The sequence below is a fragment of the Enterobacter sp. MGH 16 genome (assembly GCF_000493175.1).
Lineage (GTDB): Bacteria > Pseudomonadota > Gammaproteobacteria > Enterobacterales > Enterobacteriaceae > Enterobacter > Enterobacter roggenkampii.
The window spans coordinates 3460958-3472920 of sequence record NZ_KI535695.1; the positions used below are offsets into that span (position 1 = coordinate 3460958).

The window sequence follows — 11963 nt, forward strand, 5'->3', positions numbered from 1 at the left end:
CCTGGAATTCTACCCCCCTCTACAAGACTCTAGCCTGCCAGTTTCGAATGCAGTTCCCAGGTTGAGCCCGGGGATTTCACATCCGACTTGACAGACCGCCTGCGTGCGCTTTACGCCCAGTAATTCCGATTAACGCTTGCACCCTCCGTATTACCGCGGCTGCTGGCACGGAGTTAGCCGGTGCTTCTTCTGCGGGTAACGTCAATCGCTGAGGTTATTAACCTCAGCGCCTTCCTCCCCGCTGAAAGTACTTTACAACCCGAAGGCCTTCTTCATACACGCGGCATGGCTGCATCAGGCTTGCGCCCATTGTGCAATATTCCCCACTGCTGCCTCCCGTAGGAGTCTGGACCGTGTCTCAGTTCCAGTGTGGCTGGTCATCCTCTCAGACCAGCTAGGGATCGTCGCCTAGGTGAGCCGTTACCCCACCTACTAGCTAATCCCATCTGGGCACATCTGATGGCAAGAGGCCCGAAGGTCCCCCTCTTTGGTCTTGCGACGTTATGCGGTATTAGCTACCGTTTCCAGTAGTTATCCCCCTCCATCAGGCAGTTTCCCAGACATTACTCACCCGTCCGCCGCTCGTCACCCAGGAGCAAGCTCCCTGTGTTACCGCTCGACTTGCATGTGTTAGGCCTGCCGCCAGCGTTCAATCTGAGCCATGATCAAACTCTTCAATTTAAGTTTGATGCTCGTGAATTAAACTTCGTAATGAATTACGTATGTTCACTCAGAGACTTGGTATTCATTTTTCGTCCGAGGACGTTAAGAATCCATGTCACTTTGAGTGCCCACACAGATTGTCTGATAAATTGTTAAAGAGCAGTGCAACGCGGCTTTCGCTCACCGTTGCGAGGTGGCGTATATTACGCCTTCCTCTTTCAGAGTCAACCCGTTATTTCAGGATTTTTTCTCTTCAACCGACCGTGTTGTCTGTGAAGTGATTCACATCCGCCGTGTCGATGGAGGCGCATTATAGGGATCCCAATTTTTAGCACAAGTATTTTTTAGATCTTTTTTTCCGACTGCTGATTTTCCGCGCTTTTCGCTGAAATCCCGCCCGATCTGCTTAAATATTGACGTATTTTGCCTTGCCTCGATCGACGAATACGATCAAAGTCTTCTGTATAGCGCTCATTCTCAGAGGTAGTTATGTCTGCAGTATTACGTCCTTATAAAGATCTGTTCCCCAAACAAGGCGATCGCGTGATGATCGACGCCAGTAGTGTGGTCATTGGTGATGTCCGACTGGCCGATGACGTTAGTATCTGGCCACTCGTTGCCATCAGGGGAGACGTTAACTATGTGTCTATTGGCGCGCGAACCAATATTCAGGACGGTAGCGTTCTGCACGTCACGCACAAATCGTCCTATAACCCGGAAGGCAATCCCCTCATTATTGGAGAAGATGTTACCGTCGGCCATAAAGTCATGCTTCACGGCTGCACTGTCGGAAATCGCGTACTTGTTGGCATGGGGTCGATTTTACTGGATGGCGTCATAGTAGAAGATGACGTGATGATTGGCGCCGGTAGCCTGGTCCCGCAGAACAAACGGCTGGAGAGCGGCTATCTCTATCTGGGAAGCCCGGTAAAACAGATCCGCCCCCTTAAGGAGGCAGAGATCGAAGGATTAAAATACTCGGCGAACAACTACGTAAAATGGAAGAATGACTATTTGGATCAGGATAGCCAAACCCAGCCCTGATCGTCTTCCTGCTGTTCGCGGATTAAATCGCTGGCTTCCTCTTCCAGATCCCAGCGATTTTCGCAAAATACCGCTAGCGGGTCTGTGCCGCCAAAACGATGCAACAGCGTTTCTCCATGGATGGCACAGGTAAGCTGCATACCCTGCACCAGCACAGGAAAACAGACCGCTTGCTTATGCTCATCCCAGCTCTCTCTGTCCGGGAAATGAATAGCCTGATTCACGCCGAAAGCTCCTGCTTTAGCTTTTCAATGACCGGCTCGACAGCAGGCAACACTCCGTGCCAGAGCAGTACCGCATGCGCAGCCTGCCCCACCAGCATTCCCAGCCCATCGGCTAACTGTTTCGCGCCGTGTTGTTCACACCAATTCAGGAAAGGCGTCTTACCTTTCTGATAGAACATGTCATAGAAGTACATATGCGCACTGACCAGCGAAGCGGGGATCGCCGGGATCTCGCCACTGATGCCGCTGGATGTGGCATTAATGACAAGATCGAACTCACGTTCAGCAAGATCGTCAAGCGCTACCGCGCTCACGCTGCCGGTATGCGCAAACAACGCCGCCAGCGCTTCTGCCCGGGAAAAGGTTCTGTTAGTAATGGTCACTGAACAGTCCAGGGAAAGCAGAGGCAACAGAACGCCCCTCGATGCACCACCCGCGCCAATCAGCAGAACCCGGAATCCGGGTTTGATAAAGGAGAGTCTTTCCAGATCGCTGAGTAGACCAATCCCGTCGGTGTTGTCACCCAGAAGGCGTCCATCCTCAAGCCGTTTTAGAGTATTGACTGCACCTGCAAGTGAAGCGCGCTCGGTCAGCTCATCTGCACGTTCGAATGCTTCTTCTTTAAACGGGACCGTCACATTCGCGCCTTTGCCCCCCGCTGCGAAAAAGGCCTCCAGCGTTGGGATAAAGGCATCCACTGGCGCCAGTACGCGCCCATAGGGATGATCTATCTGCAGCTGCTCCGCGAATTGCTGATGAATCCACGGTGACTTGCTGTGTGCAATCGGATTACCAAAAACAGCATAGGTTTCCATGAGATTACCCCTGGCGAAAACGTTCGCCGGTCAAAGCGTCGCGAATCTCAGACGGATTCAGGCGCCCTCCCGTTTCACCGACAGCGACAGGAAAGTCATTCCCGAACTGCGCCAGCACTTCTTCAGTTGTCCGACAAGGCGGCTGCCCGGTCAGGTTGGCGCTGGTTGAGACCAGTGGTTTACCAAATGCCAGGCACAGCTCCACCACCAGCGGATGGTCAGTGACGCGAACGGCAAGGGAGTCAAAGCGTCCGGTTAACCAGCGCGGCGTTGTAGGCTGAGCCGGGAAGACGAAGGTTACTGGTCCAGGCCATGCGGAGAAGATTGTCTCGCGCTGTGCTGGGGTTAGCATAGAGTCATCAATATAGGGCTTAAGCTGCTCGTAATTCGCAGCGATCAAAATAAGCCCTTTCTCGACGGGTCTTTGTTTCAGAGTAAGCAGACGGCTCACAGCCGTTTCGCTGTCAGGATCGCAACCGACCCCAAAAACAGCTTCAGTTGGATAGGCGATGACTTCTTCATTTTTCAGTACGTCCACTGCATGCGCAATGGAGCCTGATGGCAGGTTATTATTCACTATTTTGATCCGCCGTAACCGGCTTTCCACATTGTTTACTGGCGCAGAAGCGTTTCATGCCTTGCGCGGTTTTCTTCTCTATCAGTAGCGGATAATTGCAATGAGGGCAGATTCCCGCTACCGGCTTAAAATTGATAACGAACTGGCAGTCAGGGTAGCGATCGCACGAATGGAAGGTCTTACCATAACGGGAACGGCGCTGTACCAGCTGACCGCGCTGACACTGAGGACACGCAATCGCCGTTTCATCTGGCTTATCAATTTGTTCCGTATGTTCACATTCCGGGTAGCGGCTACATCCAATAAACATGCCGAAACGCCCCTGGCGTAGCGCGAGTTCGCCACCGCAAAGAGGACAAAGCTGTCCCTCCAGAATTTTAACGATATGTCCATCCGCCTGGCTTTTCAGAGGACGAACATAATCGCATTCCGGATAGTGAGAACAACCGAGAAACGGGCCGTGTTTCCCGGACCGAATAACAAGTTCAGCCCCGCAATGCGGGCAGGGCTCGTTTTTATGCACCGTGAATAGTGCTGATTTGGCCATAACAACTCTTGGTGCTGCACATTGAATTAGTGCAGCATACCTTCATTCACTTCAAAGAGTAATTCTTCCATTTGCTGATAGGCATTTTCACAGCCCGGGATATTAAACAGAACCATCAGGATCACCCATTTGAGATCTTCCAGTTCAAATTCTGCGGTATCCAGCGCCATGACGCGCTCTATCACCATTTCTCTCGTTTCGAGGTTTAGCACCTGAATCTGCTCAAGGAATAAAATGAATCCCCGGCAGCTGGCGTCCAGCCGTTCACACTCTTCAGCGGTATAAATGCGTACTGACAATGGGTCAGAAGCAAGCTGCATCGGTTCGGCAAGGCCTTCCTGATAATCAGCCAGTTTTTCCAGCCACATCAACGCATTGTAGATATCTTCCCGCTCAAATCCCGCATCGGTAAGATCCTGTGTCAACTTGTCCTGATCCACTCGCATTTCTGCTTCGTTATGGATGTAAGTCTCAAACAAATACATCAGTACGTCGAACATGGCATGCCCTCCTTAATCGGACATAGCCGCCGGGTACAGCTGCGATCCACCCTGCTAACTCCAGTTCGAGTAGCTGTGCTACCGTTACTGGCACAGGTTGGCCGGCACGTTCAGCGACAACGTCAACAGGTGTTACCTCATCTCCTACGTTAGCCAGGAGCTTGGGAAATGGCAATGCCACCTTTCCCTGATCTGATGAATATTGTCGCTTTTCGGGATCTTCCTGCAGCCATTGCAGCCCATATTGCAAATTTTCAAGAATGTCCGCGACTTCCGTTACCGGTGTTGCCCCCTGCTTAATCAGCCAGTGCGGTCCCTCGCATCCGGGATTACCTATCGGGCCTGGCAAGGCGAAGACTTCTCGCCCCTGTTCGAGCGCGCACCGTGCCGTGACCAGCGAACCGCTTCGCCGCGCGGCTTCAACGACCAGCACGCCTTTGCTAAGGCCGCTGATGATGCGATTACGACGCGGAAAGTTTGCCGGTCGGGGCTGCGCGGAAAGCGGAAACTCAGACACTATCGCGCCGTCAGACTCAATAAGCCGCATCGCCAATGCCTGATGCCGACGTGGATAAATACTAAAAAGACCGTTTCCCAGCACCGTGACACTTCGTCCTTTTACTGACAGCGCCGCGCTGTGGGCAACGCCATCAATACCACAGGCCAGCCCGCTGGTGATCGTGAAACCACTTTGTGAAAGTTGTTCGCACAGGATTTTCCCCCACCGCTCGCCGTACCATGACGGCGCACGACTGCCTACCACCGCCAGCTGAACGGTATTAAGCGTCTCAGGGTTACCTTTTATGAATAATGCTCCGGGATAATCAGGGATCGTGCGGAGCAAAGGGGGATAAAGGGGATGGTTAGCCGTTAATAAATGATGACCCGGCTGCTCAAGCCATATCAGGCTACGTTCCAGCTCACTCTCATTGAGCGCAACGAACCGTTCAGCCTGCTTTGCTGTCAGCCCAGCATTTCGTAAGACAAGCGTGTCGATGCCTTCCTGCCTCTGCAGTCGTGCAGCCGCTTCCACCATGACATCACCACACAAAGAACCTGTGTGCATGAGCCGTAGCCAAATCTCGGTAGATGTCATCCTTTCCCCTGCCATAAGCGGTCTCCGCAATCATTGCGATTGGTCACTGATGCTGTCAATCGATGGGGGATTTGTCTAGAATAGAGGGAGTATTCTTATCAACTCCTGAACACGACTCTGGAAATTTATGGCAGTTTTGCAAGTATTACATATTCCGGACGAGCGCCTTCGCATCGTCGCTGAACCGGTTAAAGAAGTGAATGCAGAAATCCAGCGTATCGTTGATGATATGTTCGATACCATGTACGCCGAAGAAGGCATTGGCCTGGCGGCAACGCAGGTGGACATTCACAAGCGTATTATCGTGATCGACGTTTCTGAGAATCGCGATGGCCGTCTGGTGCTGATCAACCCAGAGCTGCTTGAAAAGAGTGGCGAAACCGGTATTGAGGAAGGCTGTCTGTCTATTCCAGAACAGCGTGCGTTAGTGCCGCGTGCTGAGAAAGTGAAAATTCGCGCTCTGGATCGTGACGGTAATCCGTTCGAACTGGAGGCAGACGATCTGCTGGCGATTTGTATTCAGCATGAGATGGATCACCTGGTCGGTAAACTGTTTATCGATTATCTCTCGCCGCTGAAACAGCAGCGTATTCGTCAGAAAGTAGAGAAACTGGATCGTTTGCGTTCTCGCGCATAACGTCCCACCGGATACAAGGATCATCGTGTCTAAATCACTACGTATTATCTTCGCGGGAACCCCTGATTTTGCAGCGCGTCATCTTGACGCGCTGTTATCGTCTGGTCACCAGGTTGTTGGCGTCTTTACCCAGCCGGATCGTCCTGCTGGTCGCGGCAAAAAACTGATGCCGAGCCCGGTCAAGGTGCTGGCAGAAGAGCATGGGCTTCCTGTTTTTCAGCCCGCATCGCTGCGCCCGCAGGAAAATCAGCAGCTGGTTGCTGACCTGAATGCCGACGTAATGGTGGTGGTGGCTTACGGTTTAATTCTGCCAAAAGCCGTGCTTGATATGCCGCGTCTGGGTTGCATCAACGTGCATGGGTCCCTGCTCCCACGCTGGCGTGGTGCAGCACCTATCCAGCGCGCGCTGTGGGCGGGTGATGCCGAAACGGGCGTTACCATCATGAAGATGGACGTAGGTTTAGACACCGGCGACATGCTCTATAAACTGGCCTGCCCCATTACGTCAGACGATACCAGCGCCACGCTGTATGACAAACTGGCAGAGCTTGGCCCACAAGGGCTCATCGAGACGCTTCAGCAGCTTGCTGACAATACGGCAAAACCAGAAGTTCAGGACGACGCGCTGGTAACCTACGCCGAAAAGCTGAGCAAAGAAGAAGCGCGGATCGACTGGTCCCTGTCAGCCGCTCAACTTGAACGTTGCATTCGCGCTTTTAATCCGTGGCCGATGAGCTGGTTGGAAATTGATGAGCAGCCAGTAAAAGTCTGGAAAGCCTCCGTCATTAGCGGTGCGACTACGGCGGAACCCGGTACGATTATTGATGCCAGCAAGAACGGCATCCAGGTGGCGACTGCGCAAGGGATTTTGAATCTTGAATCGCTCCAACCGGCCGGTAAAAAAGCCATGAGTGCTCAGGATCTACTAAATTCCCGTCGTGAATGGTTTATCCCTGGCAATCGCCTTGCCTGAGCAAATTTATTCTTAAGGCCCGGTGTTTCCGGGCATTTTTATTTTTACGGTTATGAAAAAACAAAATCTACGCAGCATGGCGGCCCAGGCCGTCGAGCAGGTTATCGAGCAGGGCCAGTCACTGAGCAACGTCCTGCCTCCCCTGCAGCAAAAAGTCTCTGATAAAGATAAAGCCCTGCTTCAGGAGCTCTGCTTTGGCGTCCTGCGCACACTCTCTCAGCTTGAGTGGTTGATTAACAAGCTGATGTCCCGCCCAATGACGGGCAAGCAGCGCACCGTACATTATTTAATTATGGTGGGTTTTTATCAGCTTCTTCATACCCGCATCCCACCTCATGCCGCGCTGGCAGAGACGGTGGAAGGTGCCGTTGCGATTAAACGTCCTCAGCTGAAAGGGCTGATCAACGGCGTATTGCGTCAGTTCCAGCGACAGCAGGATGAGCTTCTGGCTGAATTTGCCCAAAACGAAGCGCGCTTCCTGCATCCGGACTGGCTGTTGAAGCGCCTGAAAAAAGCTTATCCGCAGCAGTGGCAAGACGTTGCCGATGCCAACAACCAGCGTCCGCCAATGTGGTTACGCGTGAATCGTAATCACCACACCCGTGACGCATGGCTGGCATTACTCGAAGAAGCTGGAATGAGCGGCTTCACCCATGACGCATACCCTGATGCCGTGCGCTTAGCATCGCCTGCACCGGTACATGCATTACCCGGCTTTGAAGAGGGTTGGGTAACGGTACAGGATGCTTCTGCTCAGGGTTGCATGACCTGGCTTGAACCCCAAAACGGTGAGCAGATCCTCGATCTCTGCGCCGCACCAGGAGGCAAAACGACGCATATTCTTGAAGTGGCTCCACAGGCCAGCGTGATGGCAGTGGACGTTGATGAGCAGCGTCTTTCACGCGTCTACGACAACCTCAAGCGCCTGGGCATGAAGGCACAGGTTAAGCAAGGCGATGGACGCAAACCCGCAGAATGGTGTGGCGAAGCACAATTCGATCGCATTTTGCTGGATGCCCCCTGCTCTGCAACTGGCGTGATTCGTCGTCATCCGGATATCAAGTGGCTGCGTCGCGATCGTGATATTAGTGAGCTTGCCCAACTGCAATCCGACATCCTTGACGCCATCTGGCCGCATCTCAAACCCGGCGGCACGCTGGTCTATGCAACCTGTTCAGTACTGCCGGAAGAAAACAGTCAGCAAATCGCGGCCTTCCTTAAACGAACCCCGGACGCGGCGCTGCACGATACGGGAACGCCTGAATGCCCGGGTGAGCAGAATCTGCCGGGTGCAGAAGAGGGTGATGGCTTCTTTTACGCTAAGCTAATCAAAGAGTGATGTTGAGAACAGGTCACGAGAGATGAAGATTATCATTCTGGGCGCAGGACAGGTTGGTGGAACCCTGGCGGAAAATCTGGTTGGCGAAAACAACGATATCACCATAGTGGATACAAACGGCGATCGCCTGCGTGTTTTACAGGACAAATTTGACCTGCGCGTTGTGCAGGGTCATGGTTCGCACCCCCGCGTCCTTCGTGAGGCGGGCGCTGACGATGCCGACATGCTGGTTGCGGTGACCAGTTCTGACGAAACCAATATGGTGGCCTGCCAGGTGGCCTACTCGCTTTTTAACACGCCAAACCGAATCGCGCGCATCCGCTCTCCGGACTATGTCCGCGATGCTGAGAAACTGTTTAATTCAGAAGCAGTTCCTATTGACCATCTTATCGCGCCAGAACAGCTGGTGATCGACAATATCTACCGTCTGATCGAATATCCGGGCGCCCTGCAGGTGGTGAACTTTGCCGAAGGTAAAGTGAGCCTGGCCGTCGTTAAGGCCTATTACGGCGGCCCGTTGATTGGCAACGCGTTGTCCACCATGCGCGAGCATATGCCGCATATTGATACGCGCGTCGCGGCTATTTTCCGCCACGACAGACCTATCCGCCCGCAGGGCTCTACGATTGTCGAAGCCGGGGACGAAGTCTTCTTTATTGCGGCTTCACAGCATATTCGTGCGGTGATGAGTGAACTTCAGCGTCTCGAAAAACCCTATAAACGCATTATGCTGGTCGGCGGCGGCAATATTGGTGCCGGTCTGGCACACCGGCTTGAAAAAGATTACAGCGTAAAATTGATCGAACGCGATCAGCAGCGAGCGGCTGAACTGGCGGAAAAACTGCAAAATACGATCGTATTTTATGGCGATGCGTCAGATCAGGAGTTGCTGGCTGAAGAGCATATTGATCAAGTTGATCTTTTTATTGCCGTCACCAACGACGACGAAGCGAATATAATGTCCGCCATGCTCGCGAAACGTATGGGGGCAAAGAAGGTCATGGTGCTTATCCAGCGCAAGGCCTATGTTGATCTGGTTCAGGGCAGCGTCATTGATATTGCCATTTCGCCGCAGCAGGCGACAATTTCCGCGTTACTGAGCCATGTGCGTAAAGCGGATATTGTTGGGGTATCATCGCTTCGTCGCGGGGTAGCGGAAGCCATTGAAGCCGTAGCGCACGGAGATGAAACTACATCACGCGTCGTGGGCCGTTCGATAGACGAAATTAAGCTGCCACCGGGCACCATTATTGGTGCTGTCGTGCGCGGGAATGATGTCATGATTGCCAATGATAATTTGCGCATTGAGCAAGGCGATCACGTTATTATGTTCCTTACCGATAAAAAGTTTATTACCGACGTCGAACGTTTATTCCAGCCAAGCCCATTCTTCCTTTAATTTGTCGGGTGCTCTCAATGGGGTACCCGCTCTTTATCCTTCTCATTTCTGTGCCTTTTATTTTGCATAACGTTTAATTATCACGAATGGCAATTAGCTAATCATTTGTTAAACTTATAGTCGTCAGCTGGCACAAGGAGAACAAAATGAGTTTTATTAAAGAATTTCGCGAATTTGCGATGCGCGGAAACGTGGTGGATTTGGCAGTGGGTGTCATTATTGGTGCAGCATTCGGCAAGATTGTTTCATCATTAGTGGCCGACATTATCATGCCACCTTTAGGGTTGCTGATCGGGGGCATTGATTTCAAACAGTTCGCTTTCACGCTGCGTGAAGCACAGGGTGATGTGCCGGCAGTCGTGATGCACTACGGTGTATTTATTCAGAACGTATTTGATTTCGTGATTGTAGCGTTTGCCATTTTTATGGCTATCAAGCTGATCAATAAACTCAACCGTAAAAAAGAAGAGCCGGCAGCAGCGCCTGCACCGACAAAAGAAGAAGTGCTGCTGAGTGAGATTCGCGATCTGTTAAAAGAGCAGAACAAGCGCGTTTAATCAGAAGCTGAAAGCAGGAAGGCCAGTGGTAAATAAGCGATTCGCTTGTTTGCCACTGGCCTCCAAGTTACCCCGTTTTGCATGCTTGTCTTTACGCAGATAACTTCCTTTCCCCTTTTTTTTCTTCTCAACGCGCTGTCTGAATAGCGGGTCATGAAGTAGTGCCTCAATGGCATTGTCTTTAATCTGTCCTTTCGTGTGCTGATAGCGGCTCATAAATTCTCCTGAGCATGGTTTATGTCGACGGGAGTCTAGACCCGGTTGGACTAAAAATCAACAGTCCTCGGTTTCCCCACTGGCCCCCTGTTCAAGGGCTTCCAGAATAGAACAATAAATACTGCTGTGGGCCGTGCCACAACAAGCATCATTCAGCCTTTGCAGAGAGCGCTGCATGGTTTGCAATTCCTGAATGCGTGCTTCAACTTCATCCAACCGGGCCTGCACAATGCTTTTCGACTCCTGACAGGTGTGATGTGCCGGATCGATGCGGATCGATAATAACTCGCGGATCGAGTCTAATGTGAAACCAAGCTGACGCGCATAACGAATAAACCGCAGGCGCTGCAGATCGTTATCGGTATAAAGTCGAAAACCACCTTCAGTACGAACTTCATGATCGATCATCTGCTGCTTTTCGTAATATCGGATGGTATCCGGTGTGACGTTCGCGAGCTTCGCAAGTTCACCGATACGGTACATAACTACTCCTCGTTTATTTTCCGCAACAAGCGTTCACCGTATTCACCGTGCAGAAAATCAGTGTTCATTCCTGCCTGACGCAGTTTAAGTTCAAGCACGGCGAGACGGCGGCTAAGTTCAGAATGTCGCGGATCGTCCTGACGGATCCCTTTTAGCAGATCGACAAGTTCAACAGCCTCTCTGCGCTGTTCGAGCTCAGGAGGGAGACAGCCTGCATTCTTTAGTAAACGGTATCCCGCGCGTAATTCAGGCGCAATATGCGAGTCATCGTCAAGCATAAGGGGTTCGCCGCGTCCCGGAAGATCGTCGAATTCACCTTTTTTTTGGGCATCACGAATATGGCGTTCTGCCCACTGGTCAAGCAGCCACATTACCCGCTCCAGAGGATGAACAGAATTGATACAGATATTGTAGAGAAGTGGGGATATCGCGGATATAAAAAAACCCGCCGGAGCGGGTTTTTTTACGTTACTGCAGATTACTCTGCAGCAGCTTCTGCTTTCTCTGAACGATCAACCAGCTCGATGTAAGCCATCGGCGCGTTGTCGCCTGCACGGAAGCCACACTTCAGAATGCGAGTGTAACCACCGGCACGGCTCGCGAAACGCGGGCCCAGTTCGTTAAACAGTTTTGCCACGATCTCGTTATCACGAGTACGGGCGAATGCCAGACGACGATTAGCAACGCTGTCAGTCTTGGCAAGAGTAATCAGCGGCTCAACTACGCGACGCAGCTCTTTCGCTTTAGGCAGGGTCGTCTTGATGATCTCATGACGAACCAGTGAACCTGCCATGTTGCGGAACATAGCCTGGCGATGGCTGCTGTTGCGGTTCAGTTGACGACCACTCTTACGATGGCGCATGACCTTATCCTTCTCAGTAAAACCTTAACCT

16 protein-coding genes and 1 other annotated feature are annotated in these 11963 nt (G+C 52.0%); of the genes, 6 read left to right on the forward strand and 10 right to left on the reverse strand.

The genetic code is table 11. The features are described from left to right. Window positions 1-127: 127 nt before the first annotated feature. Window positions 128-673: a sequence feature (16S ribosomal RNA rRNA prediction is too short), on the reverse strand. A gap of 479 nt (window positions 674-1152) precedes the next feature. Then, on the forward strand, window positions 1153-1707 hold the full coding sequence (locus L362_RS06665) for a gamma carbonic anhydrase family protein (protein ID WP_008503472.1): 555 nt from the start codon (window positions 1153-1155) through the stop codon (window positions 1705-1707). Here L362_RS06665 and L362_RS06660 read toward each other — a convergent pair. Genes L362_RS06660 through dprA form a run of 6 tightly spaced genes read right to left on the reverse strand, consistent with a single transcriptional unit; the run spans window position 1683 to window position 5466 of the window. After that, window positions 1683-1931, reverse strand: coding sequence for a DUF1488 family protein (locus L362_RS06660; protein WP_023345007.1), 249 nt, complete (start codon window positions 1929-1931; stop codon window positions 1683-1685). The two genes, L362_RS06665 and L362_RS06660, sit on opposite strands and share 25 nt — an antisense overlap. Then, the gene (gene aroE, locus L362_RS06655) at window positions 1928-2746 is read right to left on the reverse strand and encodes a shikimate dehydrogenase (protein ID WP_023345008.1); all 819 of its coding nucleotides are present in this window, start codon (window positions 2744-2746) and stop codon (window positions 1928-1930) included. The genes L362_RS06660 and aroE overlap by 4 nt, the downstream gene beginning before the upstream one ends. Window positions 2747-2750: 4 nt before the next feature. Next, window positions 2751-3323: an L-threonylcarbamoyladenylate synthase type 1 TsaC gene (gene tsaC / locus L362_RS06650; RefSeq protein ID WP_008503475.1), complete on the reverse strand. Its 573-nt coding sequence runs from the start codon at window positions 3321-3323 to the stop codon at window positions 2751-2753. Next, a complete protein-coding gene (locus L362_RS06645) occupies window positions 3316-3870 on the reverse strand; it encodes a DNA topoisomerase family protein (RefSeq protein ID WP_023345009.1) in 555 nt (184 codons plus the stop codon). Before L362_RS06645 ends, tsaC begins: the two co-directional genes overlap by 8 nt. A gap of 26 nt (window positions 3871-3896) precedes the next feature. Next, on the reverse strand, window positions 3897-4370 hold the full coding sequence (gene smg / locus L362_RS06640; RefSeq protein ID WP_008503477.1) for a DUF494 family protein Smg: 474 nt from the start codon (window positions 4368-4370) through the stop codon (window positions 3897-3899). After that, window positions 4342-5466 (reverse strand): DNA-protecting protein DprA, encoded by a 1125-nt coding sequence (gene dprA / locus L362_RS06635; RefSeq protein WP_032638043.1) that lies wholly within the window; start codon window positions 5464-5466, stop codon window positions 4342-4344. The genes smg and dprA overlap by 29 nt, the downstream gene beginning before the upstream one ends. A 127-nt stretch (window positions 5467-5593) precedes the next feature. Between dprA and def the strand changes: the two genes are divergently transcribed. The 5 genes from def (at window position 5594) to mscL (ending at window position 10371) form a co-directional block, all read left to right on the forward strand. Continuing rightward, a complete protein-coding gene (def, locus tag L362_RS06630; protein WP_008503479.1) occupies window positions 5594-6103 on the forward strand; it encodes a peptide deformylase in 510 nt (169 codons plus the stop codon). Window positions 6104-6128: 25 nt separating this feature from the next. Next, window positions 6129-7076 carry a methionyl-tRNA formyltransferase gene (fmt, locus tag L362_RS06625; protein ID WP_008503480.1) on the forward strand — a complete coding sequence of 316 codons (948 nt, stop codon included), beginning with the start codon at window positions 6129-6131 and terminating at the stop codon, window positions 7074-7076. Between the two features lie 52 nt (window positions 7077-7128). Continuing rightward, window positions 7129-8415, forward strand: coding sequence for a 16S rRNA (cytosine(967)-C(5))-methyltransferase RsmB (gene rsmB / locus L362_RS06620; RefSeq protein ID WP_032638044.1), 1287 nt, complete (start codon window positions 7129-7131; stop codon window positions 8413-8415). Between the two features lie 22 nt (window positions 8416-8437). Further along, window positions 8438-9814, forward strand: a complete 1377-nt coding sequence (gene trkA / locus L362_RS06615; RefSeq protein WP_008503482.1) for a Trk system potassium transporter TrkA — start codon at window positions 8438-8440, stop codon at window positions 9812-9814. Between the two features lie 146 nt (window positions 9815-9960). Beyond that, on the forward strand, window positions 9961-10371 hold the full coding sequence (gene mscL, locus L362_RS06610; RefSeq protein ID WP_008503483.1) for a large-conductance mechanosensitive channel protein MscL: 411 nt from the start codon (window positions 9961-9963) through the stop codon (window positions 10369-10371). Here the strand turns inward: mscL and L362_RS06605 are convergent, their stop codons facing one another. From L362_RS06605 to rplQ, 4 genes are all read right to left on the reverse strand, one after another. After that, window positions 10372-10587, reverse strand: coding sequence for an alternative ribosome-rescue factor A (locus L362_RS06605; RefSeq protein ID WP_023345012.1), 216 nt, complete (start codon window positions 10585-10587; stop codon window positions 10372-10374). A 57-nt stretch (window positions 10588-10644) separates the two neighbouring features. After that, window positions 10645-11070: a Zn(2+)-responsive transcriptional regulator gene (zntR, locus tag L362_RS06600; protein ID WP_021242972.1), complete on the reverse strand. Its 426-nt coding sequence runs from the start codon at window positions 11068-11070 to the stop codon at window positions 10645-10647. Between the two features lie 2 nt (window positions 11071-11072). Next, on the reverse strand, window positions 11073-11441 hold the full coding sequence (locus L362_RS06595) for a DnaJ family domain-containing protein (protein ID WP_021242971.1): 369 nt from the start codon (window positions 11439-11441) through the stop codon (window positions 11073-11075). 107 nt (window positions 11442-11548) lie between these two features. Further along, on the reverse strand, window positions 11549-11932 hold the full coding sequence (rplQ, locus tag L362_RS06590; protein WP_001216368.1) for a 50S ribosomal protein L17: 384 nt from the start codon (window positions 11930-11932) through the stop codon (window positions 11549-11551). Window positions 11933-11963 lie beyond the last annotated feature (31 nt).

What these genes read in the sequence shown, in the direction of transcription:
- L362_RS06665 (WP_008503472.1), top strand. Translation starts at nt 1,153, where the DNA reads ATGTCTGCAGTATTACGTCCTTATAAAGATCTGTTCCCCAAACAAGGC.
- aroE (WP_023345008.1), bottom strand. Translation starts at nt 2,746, where the DNA reads ATGGAAACCTATGCTGTTTTTGGTAATCCGATTGCACACAGCAAGTCA.
- L362_RS06645 (WP_023345009.1), bottom strand. Translation starts at nt 3,870, where the DNA reads ATGGCCAAATCAGCACTATTCACGGTGCATAAAAACGAGCCCTGCCCG.
- smg (WP_008503477.1), bottom strand. Translation starts at nt 4,370, where the DNA reads ATGTTCGACGTACTGATGTATTTGTTTGAGACTTACATCCATAACGAA.
- dprA (WP_032638043.1), bottom strand. Translation starts at nt 5,466, where the DNA reads ATGACATCTACCGAGATTTGGCTACGGCTCATGCACACAGGTTCTTTG.
- def (WP_008503479.1), top strand. Translation starts at nt 5,594, where the DNA reads ATGGCAGTTTTGCAAGTATTACATATTCCGGACGAGCGCCTTCGCATC.
- rsmB (WP_032638044.1), top strand. Translation starts at nt 7,129, where the DNA reads ATGAAAAAACAAAATCTACGCAGCATGGCGGCCCAGGCCGTCGAGCAG.
- trkA (WP_008503482.1), top strand. Translation starts at nt 8,438, where the DNA reads ATGAAGATTATCATTCTGGGCGCAGGACAGGTTGGTGGAACCCTGGCG.
- mscL (WP_008503483.1), top strand. Translation starts at nt 9,961, where the DNA reads ATGAGTTTTATTAAAGAATTTCGCGAATTTGCGATGCGCGGAAACGTG.
- L362_RS06605 (WP_023345012.1), bottom strand. Translation starts at nt 10,587, where the DNA reads ATGAGCCGCTATCAGCACACGAAAGGACAGATTAAAGACAATGCCATT.
- zntR (WP_021242972.1), bottom strand. Translation starts at nt 11,070, where the DNA reads ATGTACCGTATCGGTGAACTTGCGAAGCTCGCGAACGTCACACCGGAT.
- L362_RS06595 (WP_021242971.1), bottom strand. Translation starts at nt 11,441, where the DNA reads ATGTGGCTGCTTGACCAGTGGGCAGAACGCCATATTCGTGATGCCCAA.
- rplQ (WP_001216368.1), bottom strand. Translation starts at nt 11,932, where the DNA reads ATGCGCCATCGTAAGAGTGGTCGTCAACTGAACCGCAACAGCAGCCAT.